21 protein-coding genes and 2 pseudogenes are annotated in these 25,739 nt (G+C 48.1%); 15 read left to right on the top strand and 8 right to left on the bottom strand.

The window, feature by feature from the left end; translation table 11 throughout:
* From AB204_RS19115 to AB204_RS19095, 5 genes are all read left to right on the top strand, one after another.
* Positions 1 to 1,746: type VI secretion system Vgr family protein (locus AB204_RS19115; RefSeq protein WP_047964977.1), on the top strand; the 1,746-nt coding region annotated here is incomplete at its 5' end.
* A gap of 16 nt (positions 1,747 to 1,762) precedes the next feature.
* The gene (locus AB204_RS19110; protein ID WP_047964971.1) at positions 1,763 to 2,980 is read left to right on the top strand and encodes a DUF2169 family type VI secretion system accessory protein; all 1,218 of its coding nucleotides are present in this window, start codon (positions 1,763 to 1,765) and stop codon (positions 2,978 to 2,980) included.
* A complete protein-coding gene (locus AB204_RS19105) occupies positions 2,973 to 3,329 on the top strand; it encodes a DUF4150 domain-containing protein (RefSeq protein ID WP_047964970.1) in 357 nt (118 codons plus the stop codon). Before AB204_RS19110 ends, AB204_RS19105 begins: the two co-directional genes overlap by 8 nt.
* A gap of 11 nt (positions 3,330 to 3,340) precedes the next feature.
* Positions 3,341 to 8,050 (top strand): RHS repeat-associated core domain-containing protein, encoded by a 4,710-nt coding sequence (locus tag AB204_RS19100; RefSeq protein WP_235428149.1) that lies wholly within the window; start codon positions 3,341 to 3,343, stop codon positions 8,048 to 8,050.
* A 33-nt stretch (positions 8,051 to 8,083) separates the two neighbouring features.
* Complete coding sequence (locus AB204_RS19095; RefSeq protein ID WP_047964969.1) at positions 8,084 to 8,815, top strand: barstar family protein; 732 nt, start codon at positions 8,084 to 8,086, stop codon at positions 8,813 to 8,815.
* 82 nt (positions 8,816 to 8,897) lie between these two features.
* Here the strand turns inward: AB204_RS19095 and AB204_RS19090 are convergent, their stop codons facing one another.
* A complete protein-coding gene (locus tag AB204_RS19090; protein ID WP_047964968.1) occupies positions 8,898 to 9,218 on the bottom strand; it encodes a SymE family type I addiction module toxin in 321 nt (106 codons plus the stop codon).
* Positions 9,219 to 9,294: 76 nt separating this feature from the next.
* Positions 9,295 to 9,414: pseudogene (locus AB204_RS23880) on the bottom strand (helix-turn-helix domain-containing protein); the annotation flags it as partial.
* A gap of 85 nt (positions 9,415 to 9,499) precedes the next feature.
* Between AB204_RS23880 and AB204_RS19080 the strand changes: the two are divergent.
* Together AB204_RS19080 and AB204_RS19075 are read left to right on the top strand one after the other, a co-directional pair.
* Entirely contained in the window at positions 9,500 to 12,169 is a 2,670-nt protein-coding gene (locus AB204_RS19080) for an RHS repeat-associated core domain-containing protein (protein WP_235428147.1), read from the top strand.
* Between the two features lie 124 nt (positions 12,170 to 12,293).
* Positions 12,294 to 12,998, top strand: a complete 705-nt coding sequence (locus AB204_RS19075; RefSeq protein WP_047964966.1) for a barstar family protein — start codon at positions 12,294 to 12,296, stop codon at positions 12,996 to 12,998.
* Positions 12,999 to 13,049: 51 nt separating this feature from the next.
* On the opposite strand, the pseudogene AB204_RS24060 reads toward AB204_RS19075, so the two are convergent.
* Positions 13,050 to 13,135, bottom strand: a pseudogene (locus AB204_RS24060) (IS5/IS1182 family transposase); the annotation flags it as partial.
* A gap of 91 nt (positions 13,136 to 13,226) precedes the next feature.
* On the opposite strand from AB204_RS24060, the gene AB204_RS19070 reads away from it, so the two are divergent.
* Positions 13,227 to 13,556, top strand: a complete 330-nt coding sequence (locus AB204_RS19070; protein WP_047964965.1) for a transposase — start codon at positions 13,227 to 13,229, stop codon at positions 13,554 to 13,556.
* 41 nt (positions 13,557 to 13,597) lie between these two features.
* Positions 13,598 to 13,843 carry an IS3 family transposase gene (locus AB204_RS19065; RefSeq protein WP_072061480.1) on the top strand — a complete coding sequence of 82 codons (246 nt, stop codon included), beginning with the start codon at positions 13,598 to 13,600 and terminating at the stop codon, positions 13,841 to 13,843.
* A 21-nt stretch (positions 13,844 to 13,864) separates the two neighbouring features.
* On the opposite strand, the gene AB204_RS22895 is transcribed toward AB204_RS19065, so the two are convergent.
* Complete coding sequence (locus tag AB204_RS22895; RefSeq protein ID WP_161796584.1) at positions 13,865 to 14,026, bottom strand: hypothetical protein; 162 nt, start codon at positions 14,024 to 14,026, stop codon at positions 13,865 to 13,867.
* A gap of 239 nt (positions 14,027 to 14,265) precedes the next feature.
* A complete protein-coding gene (locus tag AB204_RS19055) occupies positions 14,266 to 14,937 on the bottom strand; it encodes an HAD family hydrolase (RefSeq protein WP_047964962.1) in 672 nt (223 codons plus the stop codon).
* 156 nt (positions 14,938 to 15,093) lie between these two features.
* Between AB204_RS19055 and nudC the strand changes: the two genes are divergently transcribed.
* Entirely contained in the window at positions 15,094 to 15,864 is a 771-nt protein-coding gene (gene nudC / locus AB204_RS19050) for an NAD(+) diphosphatase (protein ID WP_047964974.1), read from the top strand.
* An 87-nt stretch (positions 15,865 to 15,951) separates the two neighbouring features.
* On the opposite strand, the gene dcp is transcribed toward nudC, so the two are convergent.
* A complete protein-coding gene (dcp, locus tag AB204_RS19045; RefSeq protein WP_047964961.1) occupies positions 15,952 to 18,159 on the bottom strand; it encodes a peptidyl-dipeptidase Dcp in 2,208 nt (735 codons plus the stop codon).
* 408 nt (positions 18,160 to 18,567) lie between these two features.
* Here dcp and hemE point away from each other — a divergent pair, with 408 nt between their 5' ends.
* The 5 genes from hemE to AB204_RS19020 all read left to right on the top strand — a co-directional run bounded on the left by hemE (position 18,568) and on the right by AB204_RS19020 (position 22,176).
* A complete protein-coding gene (gene hemE / locus AB204_RS19040; RefSeq protein ID WP_047964960.1) occupies positions 18,568 to 19,632 on the top strand; it encodes a uroporphyrinogen decarboxylase in 1,065 nt (354 codons plus the stop codon).
* Positions 19,633 to 19,651: 19 nt separating this feature from the next.
* Positions 19,652 to 20,329 carry a deoxyribonuclease V gene (nfi, locus tag AB204_RS19035; RefSeq protein ID WP_047964973.1) on the top strand — a complete coding sequence of 226 codons (678 nt, stop codon included), beginning with the start codon at positions 19,652 to 19,654 and terminating at the stop codon, positions 20,327 to 20,329.
* Positions 20,330 to 20,405: 76 nt separating this feature from the next.
* Positions 20,406 to 20,996 (top strand): YjaG family protein, encoded by a 591-nt coding sequence (locus AB204_RS19030; protein WP_047964959.1) that lies wholly within the window; start codon positions 20,406 to 20,408, stop codon positions 20,994 to 20,996.
* Between the two features lie 185 nt (positions 20,997 to 21,181).
* Positions 21,182 to 21,454: a nucleoid-associated protein HU-alpha gene (hupA, locus tag AB204_RS19025; RefSeq protein WP_010848914.1), complete on the top strand. Its 273-nt coding sequence runs from the start codon at positions 21,182 to 21,184 to the stop codon at positions 21,452 to 21,454.
* Positions 21,455 to 21,504: 50 nt separating this feature from the next.
* Positions 21,505 to 22,176, top strand: a complete 672-nt coding sequence (locus tag AB204_RS19020; protein ID WP_235428150.1) for a DUF1481 domain-containing protein — start codon at positions 21,505 to 21,507, stop codon at positions 22,174 to 22,176.
* Between the two features lie 28 nt (positions 22,177 to 22,204).
* Here AB204_RS19020 and purD read toward each other — a convergent pair whose 3' ends face one another.
* Together purD and purH are read right to left on the bottom strand one after the other, a co-directional pair.
* Positions 22,205 to 23,488 (bottom strand): phosphoribosylamine--glycine ligase, encoded by a 1,284-nt coding sequence (gene purD / locus AB204_RS19015; protein WP_047964958.1) that lies wholly within the window; start codon positions 23,486 to 23,488, stop codon positions 22,205 to 22,207.
* Positions 23,489 to 23,533: 45 nt separating this feature from the next.
* Entirely contained in the window at positions 23,534 to 25,123 is a 1,590-nt protein-coding gene (gene purH / locus AB204_RS19010; RefSeq protein WP_047964957.1) for a bifunctional phosphoribosylaminoimidazolecarboxamide formyltransferase/IMP cyclohydrolase, read from the bottom strand.
* Between the last annotated feature and the right edge of the window lie 616 nt (positions 25,124 to 25,739).

The raw sequence follows: 25,739 nt of genomic DNA, 5'->3' as shown, positions 1-25,739 counted from the left end.
CCGCTGGTGCTTGACCGCACGGCGACGCTGACCATTCTGCAAAGCGGTGTCGAACAGCGCAGTGTCACCGGCATCGTCACCCGCTTTGAGCAGGGCAACACCGGCCTGCACCAGACCACCTACCGGATGAGTATCCGCCCCGACCTGTGGCGTACTACCCTGCGGCAGAACTCGCGTATCTTCCAGCAGCTCAATATCGCCGCCATCATCACCAAAATCCTCAAGGAGCACAGCATCCGCGACGTGGTGTTCAACCTGCGTCACCCGCACCCGGAGCGCGAATTCTGCGTGCAGTATCAGGAAAGCGACTTCGATTTCCTGCAACGGCTGACGGCAGAAGAGGGGATTTTCTACTTCTTCGAATGCAGTAACGGGCGCAACACGCTGGTGTTCGCTGACGACTGCGGTTCAGTGCCACCGGGCATCCGCCTGCCCTACCAGCCGGGTGAGGCCAGCACGCTGGGCGAACCGGCGGTCAGCAGCCTGACCAGCAGCGCACAGGTACGTCCGGCTCAGGTGCAGCTGAAGGATTACACCTTCAAGAACCCGGCGTGGCCGGCAGAATTTCAGCAGCAGATGCGGGATGAGAACCTGCAACAACTGTATTACGAGCACTACGACTATCCGGGCCGCTTCAAAGACGAGGCGCATGGTAAGGATTTTACCCGCTACCGGCTGGAGGCACTGCGCAGTGACGCCGTGACCGGACAGGGCAGCGGCCATGCCATCGCCCTGCAACCGGGCAAACTGTTCATTCTCGATAACCATCCCCGGGCAGACCTGAATCAGTCATGGCAGACCGTGGCAGCCAGTCACAGCGGCAGCCAGCCACAGGCACTGGAAACGGCCAGTTCAGGCTCGGGGACCACCTTGCACAGCAATTTCCATTTCATCCGCCAGAATCAGAACTGGCGTCCGGCACCGTTGCCCAAACCGGTGATTGATGGCCCGCAGATTGCCAAAGTGGTCGGCCCGGCGGGGGAAGAGATTTTCTGTGACCAATACGGGCGCGTGCGCCTGCAATTCCCGTGGGACCGTTACGGCAAGAGTGACGACCAGAGTTCCTGCTGGATACGGGTCAGCCAGCCGTGGGCCGGTCAGGGCTGGGGCATGCTCGCCATTCCCCGTATCGGACAGGAAGTGGTAGTGGACTTCCTGCACGGCGACCCCGACCAGCCCATCGTCACCGGACGTACCTACCATGCCAGCAACATCCCCCCGGGTGCCTTGCCGGGCAGCAAAACCCAGATGGCATTCCGCTCCAAAACCCACAAGGGACAGGGCTACAACGAACTGCTGTTTGAGGATGCCAAAGGCAGTGAACGCCTGTCACTGCACGCACAGAAGGACATGAACACCAAGGTACTCAATAACCGTGATACCCATGTACTGGCGAACCATAGCGAAACCGTGGAGAAAAACCAGACCATTAAAGTGAATGCGCACAAAAACGAAATGGTGAGATTCACCAGCACGGAAACCATCGGCATGGTCTACGCACTGACCGTCGGGGCCAGCATGAACACCACCGTCGGCGCCAGCCAGACTGAGCAGGTGGGCAGCCATAAATCTGTGACGGTCGGCAATACCCTGTCTATCAATGCCGGTGATGTGATTGAGCTGAAATGCGGTGCCAGCGTCCTGCGCATGGACAGCACCGGCAAAATCACCATTCAGGGCAGTGAATTCAAATTTGAGGCCAGTGGCCCGGTACAAATCACCGGTAAAGATATCGACCTGAACTAACAAGGACAGACTTGAGATGGAATTTCGTAACCTGACCCCCTTTGCCGTGATGAACTACTCAATGTTCGATGTCGACGATACCGAGCATCACGTCGCGGTCATGAAAATCGGCTACCAGCTGATGCCTGCCGGACAGGGAGAATATATCGCTGAATTGTTGCCCGCGCCGCCTTTGTGTTTACAGGATGAATACCGTGGGCAGATGAATGCCTCGCAGGTGTTGCAGGAGAGTGACCTTGCCCCGTTTAAGCCACGCTGTGACGTGATTGTCAATGGTACAGCCTATGCACCGGATAACCGACCCTGCACTGAGTTTCCCGTTCGATTACAGGTACAGGGCAAGCAGGGCCAGACCCTGCTCGACAAAACCCTGACCGTGACCGGCGAACGGGAGTTTATCCGTGATGCCAGTGGAAACTGGCAACTGACGGCGCCCAAACCCTTTACCACGCTGCCGTTGGATTACCGCTACGCCTTTGGCGGCGAGTGCAAAATATACGCAAATGATAAAGCAAGCCAGCGTATTAAAGACAGCGACCGGCTAACTGCAGAACAACGCCAGCAACACCCGGACGGGGAAAAAGCACCGGTCGCGCATGCCGTTTGTGAAACCAACCCGCTGGGAACGGGATTTATCACGCTGTGGTATGCCGATGCCAAACAACTCACCCGCTATCCGGCACCGCGCATCATCCGGTCAGATACGCCTTTCACTGTCGAGCATTTTACAGCACAGCTAACCAGTACATTACCGCCCGATACCCCTGCCTGCCTGCCGCAGGGCATGGGGTTTATCGGTCGTCCGTGGCTGCCCCGCCGTCAGCTTGCCGGCACTTACGATGCCGACTGGCTGGCGCATCGCCACCCTTACCTGCCGAAAGATTTTGACTTCGGTTACTGGAACGGCGCACCGGCGGACCAGCAAATTGACTGGCCGGAAACCGATATTACCCTCACCCTGAGCGGCCTGACGCCCCATAGTGACCTGCATGTCAAACTACCGGGACACCGCCCGTTTATTCTGTTGCGGATGCACAACGGCATGCTGCTGCCCGTACCGATGCGTACGGATACGTTAATTATCGACAGCGAGGCCAGGACGCTGCATATGACCTGCCGCCTGAGCTTCAAAGCCTCCCTGCCCGTACGGGTCGCCGAAGCCCGGTTTGAAATCAACCCGGAGGCGCCGTTGCTCAAACTGGCGCCACTGGAAGAGGAGAAAAAAGATGGCTGATAACTATATCGCCCGTACCGCAGGCACCTGGATGATTATCGGCATGCTGCCGGACGTGTGCAAAACCCCGATGGGATCTTCCACCCCGCCGATCCCGTACCCGGTCGTGGCGAAACTGGCAGACAGCTCGGCGCCGGAAAAAACCGTCCGTGCCAATGGCCAGCCGGTGGTGGTGTTTGCCCAGAGCTTTGTACCGCAAACCATAGGAGATCAACCCGGTGTAGCGAATGGCGTCAAAAGCGGCACGGTGGGCGGTAAATGCCACCCGCAGGAGCACACCCGCACCGTACGCGCCGGCAATAAGCTGGTGCTACGCCACGGGGATAAATTTTGGATGAATGGGGCATAAGGAGGGAAACCATGTCAGATAAAATGCTCGTCACCCCCGATAGCGACAATGTTAGAGCCGAAAAATATTGTCAAGAATTTAACATTCGCACACAGGCTGAGGCGGAGAAAGCGCTAAGCAATGCCGATACGTTATATCAGCAAAGCACTCATTTTTATGGCGATTACGGAAACGACCCGGAATTAGACGTTTACTATAACCAGGCAGATGCTGACTTCGAAGCGCAGTCTTTTAAGAAAACGGCTCAAGATACTGTTGAAAAATTCAAAAGCGGCGAGTTTCCGCTGAAGGAGTGGGAAGAACAGGAAAAAACAAAAGAGCCTGAATATCCTCAACCCAATACCCCCTTACCGTCCAAAGTCCGTGACGACAGCCCCACTGGGACAGGAAACACCCCCGGAATAATTACCGCTCAGGCCGCTCCCGCGCAAGTGCCAGCGGCAGAAGCCAATCCTATTCCCAAAGCAGAAACACCGGAAGAAAAAAGCTGGCGGACAAAAGCGTGGGAGTCAATGGTGAAAACCAAGGATGAGGTCGTTGATTGGGCGAAGGAGAAGGCAATTAATCATGCCGAAGGGATGAAACATCCGGTTGAGCGGGCTAAAGGACATGTAAAAGGTGCCTATAACAGCGTGGTTGACACGGCAGAGTCCTATATCCAAGGGGCTTATTTTGAAAGTGCCAAAGACTCGGAGGATACCGCTCGGTGGCTTGAAATATATGGCGAAACTGAAAAAGCGAAGACGGTACGTGAAGTCGCAGAAATTCAGAAAAAGCAAAGTGGGGAATTTAATCTGAATGACTGGAAAGCAACCGCCAGCAACCAAGCACAAGAAGCGGGAATATTTGATGTCAAGGTTATCGAGGTGATTGGTTTGCCTACTGGGAAAACCGGGGTTATCCAAAAGGGCGCGACTGAATTAGCTTCTGCTGCAAACAAAGTCAGTACTGCGGCGACCAAAGCTGAAAGAAAAGTGCTTACTGAAGAAACCAAAGCCGTAGAAGGTGCCAGAATCGAAGGCCAATCGGCGAAAAATGCCACTCCCTCACACGATAAACCCCAAAACGCTAAAGAAGACCCCGTTGAGAACAAATCTACCGACAAAGACGGCAGTTGCAATGGCACTTGTAGCACAGAAAGTGAACCTGTCGATATGGCTACCGGCGACTTTTTACAAGTTTGGCCGGTTATCGCTATCCCCGGATTGTTGCCGATCACCCTGACCCGTACCTATCGCTCTACCGCCAACTTAAACGGCCTATTTGGTCCCAAATGGGCAGATGACTGGTCACGCCAGCTTGTACTGATTGACGATAAAATCAATTTCACTGATGCAGACGGAGTGATCTACGATTTCAATACACCGGATAACACAGTGCTCGCCCGTAATCAGCATATTCCTCACTATGTGTTAACCGGTGAGTTGAATGACGAATTGCAACTGACCGACCGCCAGTCCCAGCTCAGCTACCATTTTAACCACGCCGTTGGAAATATTCGCAAACTGTCCGCCATCACTGATCGCCGCCAGAACGCGATCCAGTTTATCTACGATAAACACTCACAACTGATCGAAGTCACGCGCACGGATGGCTTCCAGCTGATTCTGAGTTATCAGGATCAGCAACTCCAGGCAGTGGATTACCTTGAGCAACAAAAACCACAACGGCTGGTGACCTGTCACTATGATTCAGAGGGTTACCTGCATCAATGTGATGTGTTCCAGCACAACCATCTGTGGCATGAATATGACGCGCAGGGGCGGATGATACGCTGGCACGATACTGACCAGACTGATCTGCATCTCACTTATGATGCGCAGGGGCGGGTACTGAGCATGACATCCCCCAGCGGCTACTGGAGTGACAGTTTCCACTATGACGATCAGGCGCGTATCACCACTTACCGGGATGCTGAAGGCGGTGAAACCCAATACCACTACGATCACAACGGATTGGTGATCCGCGAAGTCGATCCGCTGGGGCGCGTCACACGTCGTCAGTGGCGCCATAGTCAAATCGTCTGGGAAGCCGATGCAGCAGGGGGGATCACGACTTTCGATTACAACCCTGACGGTGCACTGACTGAAGTGAAGCTGCCGACGGGTGAAACTTTTGCTTACGGTTATGACGAACACGGGCAGCTCATCGAAAGTGTTCTGCCGACCGGCGAGTGTTGGCAATTTCACTATGATGAGCAGGGCAACCTGACAGCGCTGACCAATCCATTAGGGCATAGAGAAGAATACCAATACGGCACCCACGGTGAATTGCGCCAGCGCCTGTTACCGGACGGACGCCAGTGGCACTACGCCTATGACGAGCAACAGCGGCTGGCCGCCGTGATGACGCCGGACGGTCAGACCACCGGACTGCAACTGGATGAACTGGGGCGCCTGCGCCAACTCACCGATGCCCTAAAACAGCAGACTCACTATCGCTACAGTAACGACCATGCCAGTCTCAACGGCAGCCTGACGGAAGTCGAACTGCCGGATGGCACCACGCAACAACTGGCCTATGACAGTGAACGGCGTGTAGTCGCCGTGACTGATGGCGAAGGCCGTACCACTCGTTACACTTACGGCGCGTTTGACCTGCTCAATCAAGTTACCCGACCTGATGGCACGGTATTACACTTTGGCTATGACCGGCTGACCCGGTTGAACTCAGTGACCGCCTCCACCGGCGAAACCTACCGTTATGAGCGGGATGCCGCCGGGCAGATTATCCGGGAAACTGATTTTACCGGGCGTACCCTTGAATATCAGTACGATAAGCTGGGCCGCCGCACACTGACTCAATATCCCGACGGTCAGCAGCTTCGCTGGCACTATTCGTCGGTAGGTTTGTTGGTCAAACAAGAAAGCTGGCAACCGGAAGAAAACCAATGGGTACTGAAAGCCACAACGCGTTACGAATACAACAAGCGGTATCAGTTGGTGAAAGCCACTAATGCCGATGCTGTTGTGGAATACGAATATGACAAAATCACTGGCCTGCCGACCTGTGAGCGTATCAATGGGCGGGAAATTACGCGCGAATGGGATAACTTGACTGGGCGCCTGGTCAGTGAAAACCTGGATGGCAACACTCTGCACTTCGGTTATAACTCAATAGGCGCACTAAACCATTTCCAGCTCAACCAGCATATGCCACTGACACTCCAGCATGATGCGTTGGGGCGAGAAACCGTGCGTGAAAGTGCCAGCGGTTTTATCCTTGCCAGTCGCTACACCGCAACTGGCCTGCTGGCACACCAATCGGCAGGTCAGTCCACCCAATTTTTCCGGGAAACACTGGCGCAAAACGACCCGCACTTCCCGCCACAGGCCACCGCCGTCAACCGAAGCTGGCAATATGACCGTGCGCATAACGTCCGGGTGATAGACGACAGCCGCTGGGGGCAAACCCGTTACCGTTACAATACTAACGACCAAATACTGCATACCCTGTTTGAGGGGGCACGCCCCCATGAAGAGCAATTCAGTTATGATGCCAATGGCAACCTGAGCCAACATCTACCAGCCGATGCACGCGGGGCGGTGGCGCAAATCAACCAACGCCAGAAAGCCGGTCGCGTCGTGCAGCAAGGGAATGTCCGTTATCGCTATGATGACAATGGCCGCTTGGTGGAAAAAACCGAACAGCAGGATGGCTTCCGTCCACAAATCTGGCGCTATCGCTGGGATACGCAAAACCAGCTTACCCACTGCGAAACCCCGGACGGTTCGCGCTGGCATTATCGCTACGATGCTTTTGGAAGAAGAATTCGGAAGCTGAAAGTGCTTGACGGTAAGCTGACCGCCGCCAATTTACAGCGCTGGCTGAATGGCAAACCGGATTTAACGCCGAGAGCCGATGCCATCATGGGGCAGGATTACCTGTGGAGTGGCGACCAACTTATCGAGGAAACGCCGATTTACGCCGATGGTACATCGGCGGAAGGTCAACGTATCCGTTGGTTATATGAACCCGGCACACTAACGCCTTCGGCCCGTTTTGAACGCGGCAAGCTCCACTATATCGTCAGCGACCACCAAGGTACACCGCGTGAGATGCTCAATGAGGAAGGCCAGCTCATCTGGGCGCAGCGACTGAGAACCTGGGGACAGGCAGATCGTTTTCAGGTGATCGCTTCCAATAATGCAGATTATCATGTTAACTGTAACCTGCGGTTCATGGGCCAGTATGCGGATGAGGAAAGTGGGTTATACTACAACCGCTTTCGGTATTACGCGCCGGAGACGGGGCAATATCTCAGTCCTGATCCCATCGGACTGATGGGCGGGTTTAATCCTTATTCCTATGTTCATAATCCGGTTGGGCGTGTTGATCCGTTTGGGTTGGCGGGTGAAGATTGTGGTAAGCAACTTAAGTTGTCTTCAAAAAATCCTGTTCCTAAAAGTGTTTCCAATGAATATGAAAATATAATCACTGGAAAAGGTACTCCAAGGGTACATAAGGGTACTGAAATTCAAAAAACCTTAGAAGATAGAAAAGGAAAAACTAATAAATTCTGGATTGGAGCTAAAGAATGGCAAGTTGTTCACTCAGGAAAAGGCATTGATCCACACCATCGCATATTAGAACAAACATTACCTAATGGTCAAAAAGTATATGGGTACGTATTAAATCATGATTACGAAAAAGTCTATAAATTTCCGAGTCCTTGGTATCCCGATGGAGGTAAATACCCAGGGCACAAGCCAATGAAATAATAAGAATTCATTTACTAAAAAAATGGCGATAATATGATTTACAGTAAATATTGCATATATATTAATGAAGTAGAATGCGCTATAGCCGATAAGATTGATTTTTTTCACTTGAGTAATTATGAAGGAGACAATTGCGAATTGATTCTATTAAAATCAAAGGAGGTAAAGATACAGAATAGTATCAAAGTGAAAAAAGAAGATATTATTACTATATCCTACTATATCAATGAGATATGTGCTTATGAATTTGATGGGCACATAATAAACAAAGAGATTATTCTTGAGGAAAAACAAGAGCTTTCATTGGTAATAAAAGTACCTCATTGTCCGTTCCTTTCCATTATCACTATTTTAAACGAATGGGTTAAAGGAAAAGATCTTCTCTACTGGAGAAATAGCCATTGTATTGAAGCTAAAAAGTTATGGCTGACTGCATGTTTATATTGGCAACAAATTTTTCCACCAAAGTTTAATAAAATACTCAACGCTTCATTAGATCTAGAAGGCGTCAATAATTATCTTGACTTCTTTTGCATGCTCGGAGAAGCATTTTGGGGTAAAAGAGGATATATCGGTAGAGATTTTCATGGGTTTGATGATTTATTGGGTGATTTGAGCTATGAAAAAGCAGAAATTAATATTTATATTGAAAATATGAATGAATTAAAACTTTTTTTAGAAAGAATTAGTCCTCCTGATTGTAATTACTATGATACTTTCATGGAAATTTTAGTAGATAAAAAATGTAATATTCAGAAAAAGTAATTATATAATTAATCCTAATGCCGGAAAGATCCCCATGATCTTCCGGCTTTGTTCTTTTTTAAGCGCCGCTCAGCCCCTGCCCTTATCGGCTTGTGTAGTCGCCAAGCAGTTCCCGCATTCGCAGCTTGATCTCACTGAGCTGGTCTTGCTGGCGCTGGTACTGTTGCTTAATGGTGCGGGTGTCATCACCGTCAGGAATGAGCACCAGACAGCCATCCATAATCTTAACCGTGAGTGTGCAGCCCTTATCAAAGCCAGCGGCCTTAAGCCACTGGCCTTTAAGATGGATGGCAGGCGGGGCGTTGGCCTTGTCATTTTGCGGCACGTATCCCACGGTGTAATAACGTTCTGTTTTCGCGGCTTTATTTACCGCCTGGTTTTGCTTAGAATGCGCTTTAGCCATGTTCAACTCCTGGATAGTTGGTTGTGGTGAGCGGCGTTGATGTGTTGCAACCACAACAGCGCCGCGTTAAATCAGGTCACCCAATCAGCCGTTTTGCCTGATGCTTTAATATCAAGGCATCCAATACCGCCGTTACTGAACGCTGTTCTTCCTCATCCATCTGTTTAACTGCCTCAAACTTCAGCTTAAGTTCATTCGGCGCCATGTGGTGGAACGGTTGCGCAGTGTGCTGGGTGTTAGTACTTGCATAACCGGGGGCGTCCATATATGGCACAGTAATTTTGCTCATCGTAATAAAGGTGATATTTTCACTGGCCACATTCGATTACAACCCTGACGGTGCTCTGACAGAAGTAAAAACACCGACAGGTGAAACGTTTGCTTATGGTTATGACGAACACGGGCAGCTGATTGAAAGTGTCCAGCCAACCGGTGAGTGTTGGCAATTTCACTATGATGAGCAGGGCAACCTGACAGCGCTGACCAATCCATTAGGGCATAGAGAAGAATATCAATATGGCACTCATGGAGAACTACGCCGGCGTTTACTGCCGGATGGTCGCCAATGGCACTACGCCTACGATGAGCAACAACGGCTAGCAGCGGTGATGACCCCGGATGGTCAAACCACAGGTTTGCAACTGGATGAATTGGGTCGATTGCGCCAGCTCACCGACGCTCTAAAACAACAGACTCACTACCGTTATAGCGACGACCATGCCAGCCTGAACGGCAGCCTGACCGATGTTGAACTGCCGGATGGTACCACGCAGCAACTGACCTATGACAGTGAACGGCGTGTGGTGGCAGTGACTGACGGCGAAGGCCGTACTACTCGCTACACTTATGGCGCGTTTGACCTGCTCAATCAAGTTACCCGACCCGATGGCACGGTATTACACTTTGGTTATGACCGCCTGACCCGGCTGAACTCAGTGACCGCCTCCACCGGCGAAACCTACCGTTATGAGCGGGATGCCGCGGGTCAAATCATCCGCGAAACCGATTTTACCGGGCGTACCCTCGAATATCAGTACGATAAACTGGGACGTCACACACTGACTCAATATCCCGACGGTCAGCAGCTCCGTTGGCACTATTCGTCGGTAGGTTTGTTGGTCAAACAGGAAAGCTGGCAGCCGGAAGAAAATCAACTGGTGCTGAAAGCCACGACCCGTTACGAATACAACAAGCGGCATCAGTTGGTGAAAGCCACTAATGCCGATGCGGTGGTTGAATATGAGTATGACAAAACCACCGGCCTGCCAGTCTGCGAGCGCATCAACGGGCGGGAAATCACGCGCAAATGGGATAATCTGACAGGACGTCCTGTCAGCGAAAGTGTGGATGGCAATACCCTGCATTTCGGTTATAACCTGTCGGGGAGTCTGAATCACTTTCAGCTTAACCAGCATGCGCCACTGACATTCCAGCATGATGCACTGGGACGGGAAACGGTGCGCGAAAGTGCCAACGGGTTTATCCTTGCCAGCCGCTATACAGCAACCGGTTTACTGGCACATCAGTCGGCAGGGCAAGCCACCCAATTTTTCAGGGAAACACTGGCGCAAAACGACCCGCACTTCCCGCCACAGGCCACCGCCGTCAACCGAAGCTGGCAATATGACCGTGCGCATAACGTCCGGGTAATAGACGACAGTCGTTGGGGGCAAACCCGTTACCGTTACAATACTAACGACCAAATACTGCATACCCTGTTCGAGGGTGCGCGTCCGCATGAAGAGCAATTCAGTTATGATGCCAATGGCAACCTGAGCCAACATCTACCAGCCGATGCACGCGGGGCGGTGGCGCAAATCAACCAACGCCAGAAAGCCGGTCGCGTCGTGCAGCAAGGGAATGTCCGTTATCGCTATGATGACAATGGCCGTTTGGTGGAAAAAACCGAACAGCAGGATGGCTTCCGTCCACAAATCTGGCGCTATCGCTGGGATACGCAAAACCAGCTTACCCACTGTGAAACGCCGGATGGCTCGCGCTGGCATTATCTCTACGATGCTTTTGGCCGAAGAGTTCGGAAGCTGAAAGTGCATGATGGTAAGCTGACTGCAGCTAACCTCCAGCGCTGGCTGGATGGCAAACCGGATTTAACGCCGAGAGCCGATGCCATTATGGGGCAGGATTACCTGTGGAGCGGTGACCAACTTATCGAGGAAACGCCGATTTACGCCGATGGTACATCGGCGGAAGGTCAACGTATCCGTTGGTTATATGAACCCGGCACACTAACGCCTTCGGCCCGTTTTGAACGCGGCAAGCTCCACTATATCGTCAGCGACCACCAAGGTACACCGCGTGAGATGCTCAATGAGGAAGGCCAGCTCATCTGGGCGCAGCGACTGAGAACATGGGGACAGGCAGATCGTTTTCAGGTGATCGCTTCCAATAATGCAGATTATCATGTTAACTGTAACCTGCGGTTCATGGGCCAGTATGAGGATGAGGAGAGCGGGTTATACTACAACCGCTTTCGGTATTATTCGCCGGAGACCGGGCAGTATATCTCGCCCGACCCGATAGGGCTGATGGGGGGCTTGAATCCTTACGGGTATGTTCACAACCCTATCAATTTTATTGATCCATTTGGGTTGGCAGGTGAAGACTGTGATAAGACTTTAAAAGCCTTTCTCAAAAAGACACCTAAAAAGGATCCACCTAAACCATATCAGCTTGAAGCAATGAATAAGGCAATTAATGATATTTTTAGTGGTAAAGGTATTCCTCGTATTGATCGTGAAATTGGAGGACAAACAGTTTATCAAGGTCGTGGTGGGGTTGACCAACAAAGATGGAAGGGAGCGTTGGAATGGTCGGTAATTAAAGGAGATAACGATATGAGAATATTAACGAAAGATTTAGGCAATGGTAAAACAAAGATAGGGTTTACTATTGACCACTACAAGAGAATATTTGATGTCATAGTTGAGTAGAGATACAGGCATCAATGATATGAAGTTCCGAACTTCTTACTCAATGAGAAGTTCGGGATAATCTAGATGTTTGGTGTTTATTTTAACATTTCGGTTACTAAATTAAATATAGGTGATTAGTATAATGCAAGAATTACATTACATTTATAATAGTAGAGGGGATATGCTGTTCTCTTGTAAAAATCTGATTGAATGTCATGATTTTTCCAGAGCAGACTCTGCTCTTTTATTTGCTTTTTCTGGAATGGAAGTTAAAAACGTTGATTTTATATTAGATGATGAAGTTTATACATTGAAATGTAATGAATTTCAGGGAAGATTAGATTTTGACTTTTCTGTTAAAAAAGTAATCAAGTCTAATGATATATTATATTTATACTTGGAGATTAATAATCCCATGTATGAGGTAGGGGTTATTTCTTTATTAAAATCACGTTTTGATGACAATGAAAGAATTTGGTTGGATATGGTTTTGGAATCAAAAAAAATATATATATCAGCTAGCTATATAGTGGGTGGGATGAGGGATGAAATAGAAAAAGATACTATAGTAGTTGAAGGGAAATACATCCATGACTACTACTCATTTTATTGTGAATTTGGATATGCTTTCTTTGGAAAATTTGGCTATATGGGAAGTAACCTTAATGCTTTCAATGATTGTTTAATAGAACTTAAACGAAAAGATAGAAGAATAAGTGTGGTATGGAAAGATAGTGAACTATCTTTTAAGGCTATAGCTAATACTACGCCAGATGGATTATATAAAACATTCTACCATGAAATGGTAATGACGCTGGAAGAACACTGCAATTTAATACTTGAATGAAAATATCATATTAGGGCCTGTTGATGTTTGATGTTTGATGTTCATAAATAAATCAGTCCACATTAGTATCCAGCAATAGTAAATGCCAGTGCTAACATACTGGCATAATTTCGTTCTAATGTATCGTATCTCGCTGGGTGAGGGCGCGAACGTTTTTTGTAGTGGCATGATAATTCCGGACACCTCAAAAGCCTGTTAATCGAATGACAGTCAAAGAAGGTGTAATCAATGAAAAACCATCAAATAACACGGCGCCATTTTTCCCCGACATTCAGGCTGGAAGCGGTAGAACAAGTTATTCAATTTCACCAGAAGCCTGTCGATGTCGCACGCAGCCTTGATATTGACCCCAGCCTGCTGCGCAAATGGGTGAAACAGTACCATGCCGAACTTCAGGGAGTGACACCGCGTGGTCAAGCGATGACACCTGAACAACGCCGTATCAAGGAGCTGGAGGCTCAGGTGAAACAGCTGGAAATGGAGAAGACCATTTTAAAGCAGGCCGCTGTGTTGATGAGCGAGATGCCCAACAAGTTTATACGCTCATCACACAGCTGAAAGAGGACTGGCCGATTCGGTCGCTTTGTCAGGTATTACAGGTGTCGCGAAGTGCTTATTATGACTGGCAGCACCGAGGCGTTGACGGCCGCCGTCTGGCCTTAAGGAGCCGGATCAGAGAATTGCATCAGGAAAGCCGGGGAGCCGCTGGTAGCCGGACCCTGAGTGCGTTACTGAAAGTAGAAGGAAAAGTGGTGGGGCGCTATCTGGCTCGCCGTTTAATGAAAGAGGGCGGTTTAGAAAGTTGTCAACCGGATGCCCACCGTTATCGTCGGTATCCGGAATAAGTGGTTGCGTCGCCTAATTATCTAAGCCGCCGATTTCAACCGGAAAACCCCAATCAAATTTGGTGTGGTGATCTGACGTATATTCGCACGGCTCAGGGTTGGCGTTATCTGGCTCAGTTTATTGGCTCTGCTGCTCAGACGCTCACTGGCAAGAAGATTATTTCCTGCAGTTTCGTTGCTCAAAGCCGCCCAAAATACCGAGATCTGGCTCGGACCAATAATAGAAAACCTGCTCCAAAGAGCCTGGACGGAAACGTATTTTTGGCTGGAAAAAGCGCAAGAATATTTATGCCGGAACGCTTTCAAAACACAACAAAGAACATCGTGTAGAAACAAGACCTTGGATGCGTGTTTTGAAAGGCTTAATTCTTAAGGTCATGTATATGAGGGTAATCTAACTATTGGAAGCATGACCCGGAAATCTATCGGGAATATAATTCCCAATTCAACTGTTTCCAACCCTGTATTTCAGCTTCTGCCTGCAATTTCTTATCTGCGTTGATGGTAAATACCTCGTCAGCAAATAAACACATCGGCAGGTCATTCATGGAATCGGTATAAAATGAAATATGCTCCGGTGATAAGTTCTGTTCTTCGAGCCATTGCTTCAAGCGGGCAACTTTGCCTTCACGGAAGGTCGGAATTCCGTGAATTTCGCCGGTATAGCATCCATCTTTCATCACCATATCAATGCCCATGGCTGTCTGTATGCCAAAGGCTGACGCGATTTTCTTGACCACGAAAGAAACCGTCGCAGAGATAATAATGACAGGGATGTTCTGTTGCCGGTAAATATCCAGTTGTTTTTGGGCTGCGGGATAAAAAATAGGTTTGATTTTGGTTTCCACAAAATCGGTTAACCAGATATCGATTTGCGCTGAAGGAATGTGTTTAAGTGCTTGTAAACTGGCTGCCAGATATTCCTGCATATCCAGCTTTCCCGCACAGTAATCAGATATCATTTTCTGATCGGCTTCTATAAAACGAGGATCGGTAATGATCTCGTTTTCCCATAGATATTTTGTCCAGAGCTGGGCGGAATCCCCACCAATCAGTGTCTCGTCCAAATCAAATACAGCGATTTGTTTTGCCATTTTTGTAATCCCTGGTTTAAGGCCAGTGTTGAGAAGGAGAGTTAATATAACAAGATTAAAGACGAAATAAGATAAAAAGGAGTATGCTTTATTCGTGTTGATTTTGAACAATATATGATGGAAATAATCACACAACCCATGACGGAACAGAGACAGATGACGCAACAAAAACTGACAGGTACAGAACGGGGCTGGTGGATTGTCAGTCTTGAGAATCAGGTTTGGCTACCACAGGGAGTGTTACCATCAGGAACGGCTAATCAGTGGTTATTGCAAGGCCATATGGCGCGGCCTATCGGCGAGTGGCAGGGGGAAACGGTGTGGCTGATTCGCCATAGAATGACTTCAAATATGTCTTCTCCCCGTTTAATTGCTGATCGGGATGCCAAATTATTTCAGATGGTAGGACGCGGCGTCCAATTGGCTGAATTTTATCGTTCACACCGTTATTGCGGCTACTGTGGGCATGAAATGCAGCATAGCCAATACGAATGGGCCTGTTTATGCAGTCATTGCGAAGAGCGTTATTATCCTCAAATTGCACCCAGTATTATCGTGGGTATCCGTCGTGATGACCATATTTTGTTGGCACAACACCAACGCCACCGTAATGGCATTCATACTGTACTTGCCGGGTTTGTTGAAGTGGGGGAAACGCTGGAAGAAGCGGTCCATCGTGAAGTGATGGAAGAGAGCGGCATTAAGATCCGTAACTTGCGTTATGTTGCATCCCAGCCATGGCCTTTCCCGAATTCATTAATGACGGGGTTTTTAGCTGATTATGATAGCGGTGAAATCAATCATGACCCCGTTGAATTGGTCAGTGCAGATTGGTATCGCTACGATGATCTTCCCCTTATTCCCGGGCCTGATACGATTGCTCGCCGTCTGATTGAGGAAACGGTTGCATTATGTCGTCAGCAGTGATGTTAATTGATCAATGAGTTGTGTATAAAAATGAGAGCTACCTTACCAAAACGGGTAACTCTCAATCACTTAAGGTTCAGTAGCAGATTAAGGCTGTTTTTGTTCCTTCAGGCCCCGGTTTTTCAGCATAGATTCAATACTTGGTGGCTTACCGCGCCAGTCAATATACAGCTTTTCCAAGTCTTCACTATTACCACGTGACAACACCTTATCGCGGAAACGTTGACCATTCTCTTCCGTTAGGCCTCCGTGTTCGGTAAACCAGGCAAAAGCATCGTCTGCCAGCATTTCGGTCCACAGATAAGCATAATAACCGGCAGCATAACCGCTACCCCAAATGTGTTTGAAGTAGCTGGAACGATAGCGCGGCGGCACGTAGCTGATATAGATGTTGTCTTGTTGCAGAGACCCGGCTTCAAACTTATCCACGTCCTGCTGTGGCTGATCAGCGGTCAGCATATGCCAGTGCATATCCAACAACGCGGCTGACAGCAGCTCGGTCATGCTATAACCTTTGTTGAATTTGTCAGCCTTATTGATCTTATCCACCAACGCCTGTGGCATTGCCTCACCGGTTTGGTAATGCTTGGCGTAATGGGCAAACACCCTGGGATCACGCGCCCAATACTCATTAAATTGTGATGGAAATTCCACAAAATCACGGGCGGTATTGGTACCGGACAGGCTCGGATATTCCTGATCAGCAAACATGCCGTGTAAGGCATGCCCAAACTCATGGAATATTGTGATCACGTCATCATACGACAATAGTGCAGGTTGGCCCGGCGCAGGTTTGGTAAAGTTGGCGACGTTGTAAATCACCGGTTGGGTTCCGATGAGCTTTGATTGATCGACAAAATTACTCATCCAGGCTCCGCCACCTTTGTTGTCGCGCTTAAAGTAATCGGTATAAAACAACGCCAACGGCTTCCCGTCTTTATCGAAAACTTCATACACGCGGACGTCGGGTTGATAAACCGGGATGTCTTTGCGCTCTTTAAAGGTAATGCCATACAGCAGATTGGCGGCATAGAACACGCCATTGTTCAGGACGTTATTCAGCTCGAAATACGGCTTAATCTGTGATTCATCCAAATCATATTTTGCTTTGCGTACCTGCTCGGCATAAAACGACCAATCCCAGGCTTCCAGCTTGAAGCCCCCTTTTTGCTGGTCAATCACCGCCTGAATGTCTTTGGCTTCGCGTTCAGCGCGTGCAGTTGCCGCCGGTACAATATCACGCAAGAATTTCAACGCGGCTTTAGGCGTTTTTGCCATCTGATTTTGCAGTTTCCACGATGCATAATCCGGGAAGCCCAGCAACTTAGCCTGCTCAGCACGGATCTTCGCTAACCGGGCTAAGGTTTGACGCGTGTCATTATTGTCACCTTTTTCAGCTCGGGTCCACGATGCCTCAAATAACGCCTTACGCGTATCGCGATCTTTCAGGTCTTGCAGACTCGGCTGCCGGGTGGTGTTTTGCAATACCAACAGCCATTGTTTATCTAGCTTACGCTCACTGGCGGCCTGCGCAGCCGCGGCAATTTCGCCATCGGACAACCCGTCCAGTCTGGCTTTATCCTGAATCGCCAGCGCGCCATTTTTGGTTGCTGCCAGCAGTTTGTTGGTAAACTGGGTACTGAGTGTAGCTGCTTCCTGATTCAAAGCCTTTAATTTTGCTTTATCCGCGTTAGATAAGTTGGCTCCCGCTAACTCGAAGCTTTGATAAGTCACTTCCACCAACCGGCGCGATTCCGGATCCAGATTCAATGTCCCGCGCTGCTGATAAACGGCTTTGATACGGTTGAACAGTTTACTGTTCAGCATAATTTCATCATTCATCGCCGCCAGCTTCGGTGAAATTTCCTCATCCAGTTTTTGCAGTTTGTCAGTGGTATTAGCCGACGTCATCGCCCCAAATACGTTCATCACCCGTGTCAACGTTGCGCCCGATTTCTCCAGAGCGACAAATGTATTTTCAAAGTCAGGTGTGGCGGGATTATTGGCGATCTTCTCTACTTCCTTCAGTTTCTGTTTAATACCGGAGGCAATCGCGGGTGCATAGTCTGTTTCTTTTATCTTATCGAACGGAGGAGCCTGGAACGGTAGTGCACTCGGGTAGAAGAAAGGATTTTTGTTCTTGTATTGCTGTTGATTAGCTTCACCAGTCACACTCATCTCCTTTATCTGATCACTTGATATGTTCGTGTGGTCAGATCCCAGTTTATTTTCTTCGGCCTGCGCCTGAGTGCCTAGTGCCAAGCCAATAGCCAGTACTAAAGTGGATAAACGCATCAATAGAAACTCCTCCATGTAAATCTAATAGGTTATTTATCAATGAAAATGACTTCATAAGCGCTTTGATATAGTCAATTGACTACAGGCAATTAACTAACGTAAACCAATTCATCCAACGGTTAACTGAAGAGCGCGAATAATGAAGGGTTATGGCAACGTGAGAAACGGCACTGCCTTCATGCAACACGTGTGTAACATGAGCGTAACATAATGAGAGCGATAAGCCGGTGTGCATAGTCCTTGTTCCGGGTTTTGTGACTCTGTACATAAATTTTTTCATCTGATGTCGTTCGGTTAAGAAAGGATTGGAGTTTGAACGTTTATTTATTGGTGGCCACGACGGAAGTTAGGCTTTCGACGTGTTATCATGCGAGCGCTTTTTGTTGATAATCAAGGGAGCTTGTCATGAATGCGTTGAAAAACGACCGCTATCTGCGTGCCTTATTACGTCAGCCTGTCGATGTCACACCGGTATGGATGATGCGTCAGGCGGGTCGATATTTGCCTGAATATAAAGCGACACGTCAGGAAGCGGGGGATTTCATCTCGTTATGCAAAAATACCGAATTGGCTTGTGAAGTCACACTTCAACCCTTGCGCCGTTTTCCACTGGATGCGGCAATCCTGTTTTCTGATATTTTGACGATTCCCGATGCGATGGGGCTGGGGCTTTATTTTGAAACGGGTGAGGGGCCGCGTTTTCACTCCCCGATTATGAATCATGCCGATGTGGAAAAACTGCCTGTACCCGATCCCGAAATGGAACTGGGTTATGTGATGGATGCTGTTCGTGCGATTCGTAAGGCGTTGGCAGGGCAAGTTCCGCTCATCGGTTTTTCTGGCAGCCCGTGGACATTGGCAACCTATATGGTTGAAGGCGGAAGCAGTAAAGCGTTCACTAAGATCAAGGCCATGATGTATGCCGAGCCTGCTACATTGCATCTGTTACTGGATAAATTGGCAAACAGCGTTATTCTATATTTGAACGCGCAAATAAGGGCGGGTGCTCAATCTGTCATGATTTTTGATACTTGGGGTGGTGTTTTATCTCATCGCGATTATTTGGAATTCTCCCTCCAGTATATGCATAAAATTGTTGATGGACTGATCCGCGAACATGAAGGCCGCCGTGTACCTGTGACCCTGTTTACCAAAGGGGGAGGGCAATGGCTTGAAGCAATGGCAGCAACGGGGTGTGATGCACTTGGTTTGGATTGGACAACGAATATCTCTGATGCTCGTCGTCGTGTCGGAGATAAGGTCGCCTTGCAGGGCAATATGGACCCATCCATGCTGTATGCGCAACCCGCTAGAATTGAAGAAGAAGTTTCGACAATATTGCAAGATTTTGGTGTAGGCAATGGGCATGTCTTCAATTTGGGGCATGGCATTCATCAGGATGTTCCACCAGAACATGCCGGTGCATTTGTCGAAGCAGTACACAGACTTTCAGCAAAATATCATCAATAACGATATTAGTAATAACAGTATGATTAATACAAAGGCACTTCGTCAGGAACAGGTAGAAAAATCACGGCAGGTTATTCGTCATGATGTTTTTTCTGCCTCTTTTACGCCAGAGTTCATTGCGGGTGCTGATGTCGGCTTTGAAAAAGATGGCACGGTAACCCGTGCCGCGATCGCGATTTTGCGATATCCCTCGCTAGAATTAGTCGAATACCAAATCGCAAGAACTGATACGGTACTTCCCTATATCCCGGGTTTACTCTCATTTCGTGAATACCCTGCATTGATGGCTGCATGGCAAAAATTAAGCCTGCGGCCTGATTTGCTTATGGTGGATGGTCAGGGTATTGCCCATCCCCGACGTTTTGGGATTGCCAGTCATTTTGGATTATTGGTCGATGTTCCGACAATTGGTGTGGCAAAAAGCCGTTTGTGTGGTGAACATGCCCCAGTAGGAGCGCTTCCGGGAAGTCGTCAACCATTGATGGATCATGGCGAACAGATTGGGGTTGTATTACAAAGCAAAAAAAGATGTAACCCTCTCTATATTTCCATCGGGCATAAGGTCAGTATTGATAGCGCGATCTTTTGGGTTGAGCATTGTTTGAAGGGATATAGGCTGCCTGAACCGACCCGTTGGGCGGATGGGATTGCCTCAAATAGGCCATTTTTTAAGCAAACAATGCAGAAAAATCTATAATTGCGGCGGAAATGTGTGGATATTCTTGATTTTCAGGTAAACTTCGACGCAAATTAGGCATCATGAGTAACGACCAATGTTAAGAAACCCGATTCACCTGAGGTTGGAGAAACTCGAAAGTTGGCAACATTTGACTTTTATGGCTAGTCTATGTGAGCGAATGTATCCCAATTATCAGGTGTTTTGTCTCCAGAGTGGGTTTGCAGATCCCGCACAATATCGCCGCATTTTGGATTTAGTGTGGGAAATCTTGGTCGTCAAAGATGCAAAAGTGAATTTTGATAGTCAGCTGGAAAAATTGGAAGCCATTATTCCATCATCAGAAAATTATGATATTTATGGTGTGTATCCAGCGATTGATGCGTGCATTGCATTGAGTGAAGTAATTCATTCTCGTCTGAGTGGCTCGACGTTAGAACATGCAATAGCAGCCAGTGAAATATCCATCCGTACTGTTGCCATGTTGGAAATGACGCAGGCTGGTAAGGAAATGACTGAGGATGAGTTAAAAGTATTACCTGCCATTGAAGAAGAATGGGATATTCAATGGGAGATTTTCCGTTTATTGGCAAATTGCGAAGAACGGGACATCGAATTGATTAAAGGATTAAAGGCTGATCTCCGTGAAGCGGGGGTTAGCAACATCGGCATAAATTTGGAGCAGTAACACATAAAACGTGACTTAATGCTTGATTTGCCGTATTTAAAGGCTTCACATTTGCCCTCACTCTGTTCTACATTGGAGGGCGAAAAGAAGTGGCTATCGGTGCGTGTATGCAGGGGTGCTGTCAAATCGGCATATCCGTCGCACTCGATGCTTTGCAAACGATAAACACACTGTAAGGATAATCTATGAATAAGACCGAATTAGTTGATGCAATTGCAGCAGGTGCAGATCTGACTAAAACTCAGGCTAAAGCAGCTCTGGAATCAACTTTGAATGCAATCACTGAATCTCTGAAAAATGGTGATGCAGTGCAGCTGGTAGGCTTTGGTACTTTCAAAGTTAACCACCGTGCGGAACGTACTGGCCGTAACCCACAAACTGGTAAAGAAATTAAAATTGCAGCAGCAAACGTACCTGCTTTCTCCGCTGGTAAAGCATTGAAAGACGCAGTTAAGTAATTGCATTGCGAAATAAAATAAGAGGGGGGAATTCAAAACCCCTTTTGTTGATTCTACAGGGGCTGTTTGCATTAGGGTTCATCTCTTTGCTCAGCGCCTGTTCGATTCAATCAAACACACCTCTTTTCAATGCCAGTGGTTTTACAACCGACGATGGTGTTATCCGTTTATGGCGTTTGAATGATCAAAACAGTAAGCCTCAGGTTATCATGAGCGTTTACAGTCCTTATCGTAATAACAATATCTATCATAGTAACAACACTATTGTTACTTTCTATGAATATCGTCATGGTAACTTGTGGCAGATTCGTCGCAATGTGCTTGATAACCCTCCGATCGCAGAAACATTACGTATCGATCAAAATAACTCGGCCATTTTTAATCTGCGGCAATCAGAAAAACGTAATGAACCACTTTCCGTCGATGATATGGCTCGCCTGCGGTTTGATGCCGGACAGATAGAGGAAACCAGTGATGCCTTAATTGCAGGAGATATTAAGCTATTACAGGGACATTGGCAGAATGGCAGAGTTACCACCTGTACTGGGAAACAGTTACTCGTTGAGTTTGAGCCTCATGATCAGAGATGGATTGAAGAAAGGCAAAACAACAGCTCTGGCCCATTGACTATTGCGTGGCTGGATTCGCCAGCAGGAAAACAGTTGTTATTGGTGGCTAATGATGATTTTTGTCGTTGGGAACCGACGAAAGATAAGCTGTAACGCTGTGACTTCCGCCGGTTTAATGGGTTTATTTCAAACGGGCAATGGCTCGGTAGCCAATATCTTTTCGATAAAAACACCCTTCCCAATCAATTTGTTCTGCTCTCAGGTACGCTTTTTTCTGTGCGTCTGCAATGTCGTTACCTAAAGCAGTAACACATAAAACACGTCCGCCCGCAGTGATAACATTTTCATCCTTAAATGCGGTGCCTGCATGAAAGACTTTTTCATCGGCATTCGTTTCCTGAACTAACCCGCTGATAACATCACCTTTGGCATAATTGGCCGGATAACCTCCCGCAGCCAGCACGACACCTAATGCAGGACGGGGATCCCATGTGGATGTTTTTCCACTTAATTGGCCTTTTGCCCCGGCAAGACACAGTTCAACTAAATCAGAATTCAAACGCATCATAATAGGCTGGGTTTCAGGATCACCAAAGCGGCAGTTAAATTCGATCACTTTGGGTTCTCCTTGTTTATCAATTATCAAACCGGCATAGAGAAAACCAACGTAGGTATGGCCTTCGGCTGCCATTCCTTTAACCGTAGGGTAAATAATTTTTTCCATAATGCGCTGGTGGAGCTCATCCGTTACCACAGGAGCAGGCGAGTAAGCGCCCATACCGCCGGTATTTGGCCCGGTATCACCGTTACCGACACGTTTGTGATCCTGGCTGGTTGCCATAGGAACGACATTATTGCCATCTACCATGACAATAAAGCTGGCCTCTTCTCCATCCAGAAATTCTTCGATAACGATACGGTGCCCTGCATCCCCAAATACATTACCTGCCAACATATCTTTAACCGCGCTTTGCGCTTCTTCCATCGTCATGGCGACGACGACACCTTTGCCTGCGGCCAAACCATCGGCTTTAATGACGATTGGTGTACCCATTTTTTCTAAATAGGCCAGGGCAGGCTCAACTTCTGTGAAGTTTTGATAAGCCGCAGTGGGAATATGATGGCGATGGAGGAAATCTTTGGTGAACGCTTTGGAGCCTTCCAGTTGAGCGGCTGCTTTTGTTGGGCCGAAAATCGTTAGCCCAGCTTGCTGGAAAGCATCAACCACACCGATAACCAGTGGAGCCTCAGGCCCCACAATGGTCAGATCGATATGATGACTCCGGGCAAACGCAAGTAGCCCATCAATATCTGTCGCAGCAATGTCTACATTTTCCAGATTCGTTTCCAACGCAGTGCCCGCGTTACCCGGTGCAACATAGACTTTATCTGCCAAAGGTGACTGTGCCGCTTTCCAAGCGAGTGCATGTTCTCTTCCGCCACTGCCAATAATCAAGATGTTCATCTGAGCCCTCGCTCTCTATATATAAAGAATATAAGGTGAAAATTATTAATGGCGGAAATGACGCATGCCAGTGAAAATCATCGCGATGCCATGTTCGTCGGCAGCAGCAATGACTTCATCATCACGGATAGAACCTCCGGGTTGAATAACACAACTCACACCCACTGCGGCGGCGGCATCAATACCATCACGGAATGGGAAAAAGGCATCTGATGCCATAACACAGCCCTGAACTTCCAACCCTTCATCGGCTGCTTTAATGCCTGCGATTTTGGCTGAGTAAACACGGCTCATCTGTCCGGCACCAATGCCAATTGTCATATTGTTCTTGGCATAAACAATAGCATTGGATTTGACGAACTTCGCCACTTTCCAGCAAAACAGGGCATCCTGTATCTCTTGTTCTGTGGGTTGGCGTTTGGATACAACCCGCAGATCATCTTTTGTGACCATGCCCAGATCGAGATCCTGAACAAGCAAACCACCGTTGACACGCTTGAAATCTAAACCTGCCACGGGTGAATGCCATTCGCCACAGGCCAAAACGCGAACATTGGGTTTGGTTGCGAGTATTGGCAGGGCTGCTTTATTAATAGAAGGAGCAATAATGACTTCAACAAACTGGCGCTCAATGATGGTTTGAGCTGTGATCGCATCCAATTCACGGTTAAACGCAATAATGCCACCAAACGCAGAGGTTGGGTCGGTTTTGAAGGCATTATCATAGGCGGTATGAAGATCAGCACCAATCGCAACACCACAGGGGTTGGCATGTTTGACAATCACACAGGCAGGCTCGGCAAAAGTTTTCACACATTCCAGAGCCGCATCGGTATCTGCAATATTATTATAGGAGAGCGCTTTGCCTTGTAGTTGGGTCGCTGTGGCAATCGAGGCTTCATTGAGTTGTTCTTCTATATAGAAAGCTGCATCTTGATGGCTGTTTTCACCATAACGCATATCCTGCTTTTTAATGAAGTTCAGATTCAAGGTGCGAGAGAAGCGCCCTGATGGTTGGTTTATCTCACCATAATAAGGAGGAACCAGTTTACCAAAGTAATTGGCAATCATACTGTCATAAGCGGCTGTATGTTCAAATGCCTTGATGGCTAAATCAAAACGAGTGGCTTGTGTCAGTGAGTTGTGATGGTTATCCATTTCTTCGATAATGTTGTCGTAATCCTGGCTGTTAACAACAATCGCTACATCTTTGTGGTTCTTAGCGGCAGACCGAACCATGGTTGGGCCACCAATATCGATATTTTCAACGGCATCTTCCAGAGAGCAATTTGGTTTCGCAACGGTTTGTGCGAAGGGATAAAGATTAACGACGACCATATCAATCGGTGAAATGTGATGTTGCGCCATCACTTCATCATCTTGCCCGCGTCGGCCCAGAATGCCGCCATGAACTTTGGGATGAAGTGTTTTAACCCGTCCATCCATCATTTCGGGGAAGCCTGTATAGTCCGAAACCTCAGTGACATTTAGCCCCGCTTCGGCCAGCAGACGAGCAGTTCCCCCTGTTGAAAGCAGTTCGACACCGCGACTGGATAAGGCTTTGGCAAATTCAATAACCCCCGCTTTGTCAGAAACACTCAGCAGGGCACGACGGATTGGACGAAGCTGTTGCATTGGTGTGATCCCTTGAATTTCGTAAAACAAGAATGTGCTATTGAGAAAAAACCACTGACTTCATAGAAAAAATGGCTTCTGCAATAACATTTCAAAACAACTTGAAAAAATCATGTGGCGATTTTTACTTCGCAGATTGTAACGCAAACGTTTGCGCGATGCTCGACAAATTTTACCGAAATATCCAATTGTGGATAAGTTTGTGTGTAAATGGGTATAAAACAGTGTTTTGCTGTGTAATGCAGCAAACGATAATATTTTTCGAAAAAAACTATTGTCAGCGCCGGAAAACTCCCTATAATGCGCCACCACTGACCGACGCTGAGCTGAGACACGCCGCCGAGGGAAGGGGAAGAAAAGCGAAAATAAACGCTTGACTCCGGAGGCAAAAAGCGTAAGATACGCAGCCTCGCAACCGGGCAGAGAACTGCCGGTTGCCAACGCTCTTTAACAATTTAATCAGACAATCTGTGTGGGCACTCGCAAGACACTATCCACGCCGAAAGGCGAAAAGATAACAAGTCTTGAAGAGTGACTGAACAGTTAATTCATTACGAACTAACAACAGTTTAATTCTTTGAGCATCAAACCTTTAATTGAAGAGTTTGATCATGGA

The organism is Xenorhabdus khoisanae (genome assembly GCF_001037465.1).
Lineage (GTDB): Bacteria > Pseudomonadota > Gammaproteobacteria > Enterobacterales > Enterobacteriaceae > Xenorhabdus > Xenorhabdus khoisanae.
This window is presented reverse-complemented; position numbering and strand designations above follow the sequence as displayed.

Excerpts from the sequence above, each read along its gene's own strand:
- AB204_RS19110 (WP_047964971.1), top strand. The coding sequence starts at position 1,763 with ATGGAATTTCGTAACCTGACCCCCTTTGCCGTGATGAACTACTCAATG.
- AB204_RS19105 (WP_047964970.1), top strand. The coding sequence starts at position 2,973 with ATGGCTGATAACTATATCGCCCGTACCGCAGGCACCTGGATGATTATC.
- AB204_RS19100 (WP_235428149.1), top strand. The coding sequence starts at position 3,341 with ATGTCAGATAAAATGCTCGTCACCCCCGATAGCGACAATGTTAGAGCC.
- AB204_RS19095 (WP_047964969.1), top strand. The coding sequence starts at position 8,084 with ATGATTTACAGTAAATATTGCATATATATTAATGAAGTAGAATGCGCT.
- AB204_RS19090 (WP_047964968.1), bottom strand. The coding sequence starts at position 9,218 with ATGGCTAAAGCGCATTCTAAGCAAAACCAGGCGGTAAATAAAGCCGCG.
- AB204_RS19075 (WP_047964966.1), top strand. The coding sequence starts at position 12,294 with ATGCAAGAATTACATTACATTTATAATAGTAGAGGGGATATGCTGTTC.
- AB204_RS19070 (WP_047964965.1), top strand. The coding sequence starts at position 13,227 with ATGAAAAACCATCAAATAACACGGCGCCATTTTTCCCCGACATTCAGG.
- AB204_RS19055 (WP_047964962.1), bottom strand. The coding sequence starts at position 14,937 with ATGGCAAAACAAATCGCTGTATTTGATTTGGACGAGACACTGATTGGT.
- nudC (WP_047964974.1), top strand. The coding sequence starts at position 15,094 with ATGACGCAACAAAAACTGACAGGTACAGAACGGGGCTGGTGGATTGTC.
- dcp (WP_047964961.1), bottom strand. The coding sequence starts at position 18,159 with ATGCGTTTATCCACTTTAGTACTGGCTATTGGCTTGGCACTAGGCACT.
- hemE (WP_047964960.1), top strand. The coding sequence starts at position 18,568 with ATGAATGCGTTGAAAAACGACCGCTATCTGCGTGCCTTATTACGTCAG.
- nfi (WP_047964973.1), top strand. The coding sequence starts at position 19,652 with ATGATTAATACAAAGGCACTTCGTCAGGAACAGGTAGAAAAATCACGG.
- AB204_RS19030 (WP_047964959.1), top strand. The coding sequence starts at position 20,406 with ATGTTAAGAAACCCGATTCACCTGAGGTTGGAGAAACTCGAAAGTTGG.
- hupA (WP_010848914.1), top strand. The coding sequence starts at position 21,182 with ATGAATAAGACCGAATTAGTTGATGCAATTGCAGCAGGTGCAGATCTG.
- purD (WP_047964958.1), bottom strand. The coding sequence starts at position 23,488 with ATGAACATCTTGATTATTGGCAGTGGCGGAAGAGAACATGCACTCGCT.
- purH (WP_047964957.1), bottom strand. The coding sequence starts at position 25,123 with ATGCAACAGCTTCGTCCAATCCGTCGTGCCCTGCTGAGTGTTTCTGAC.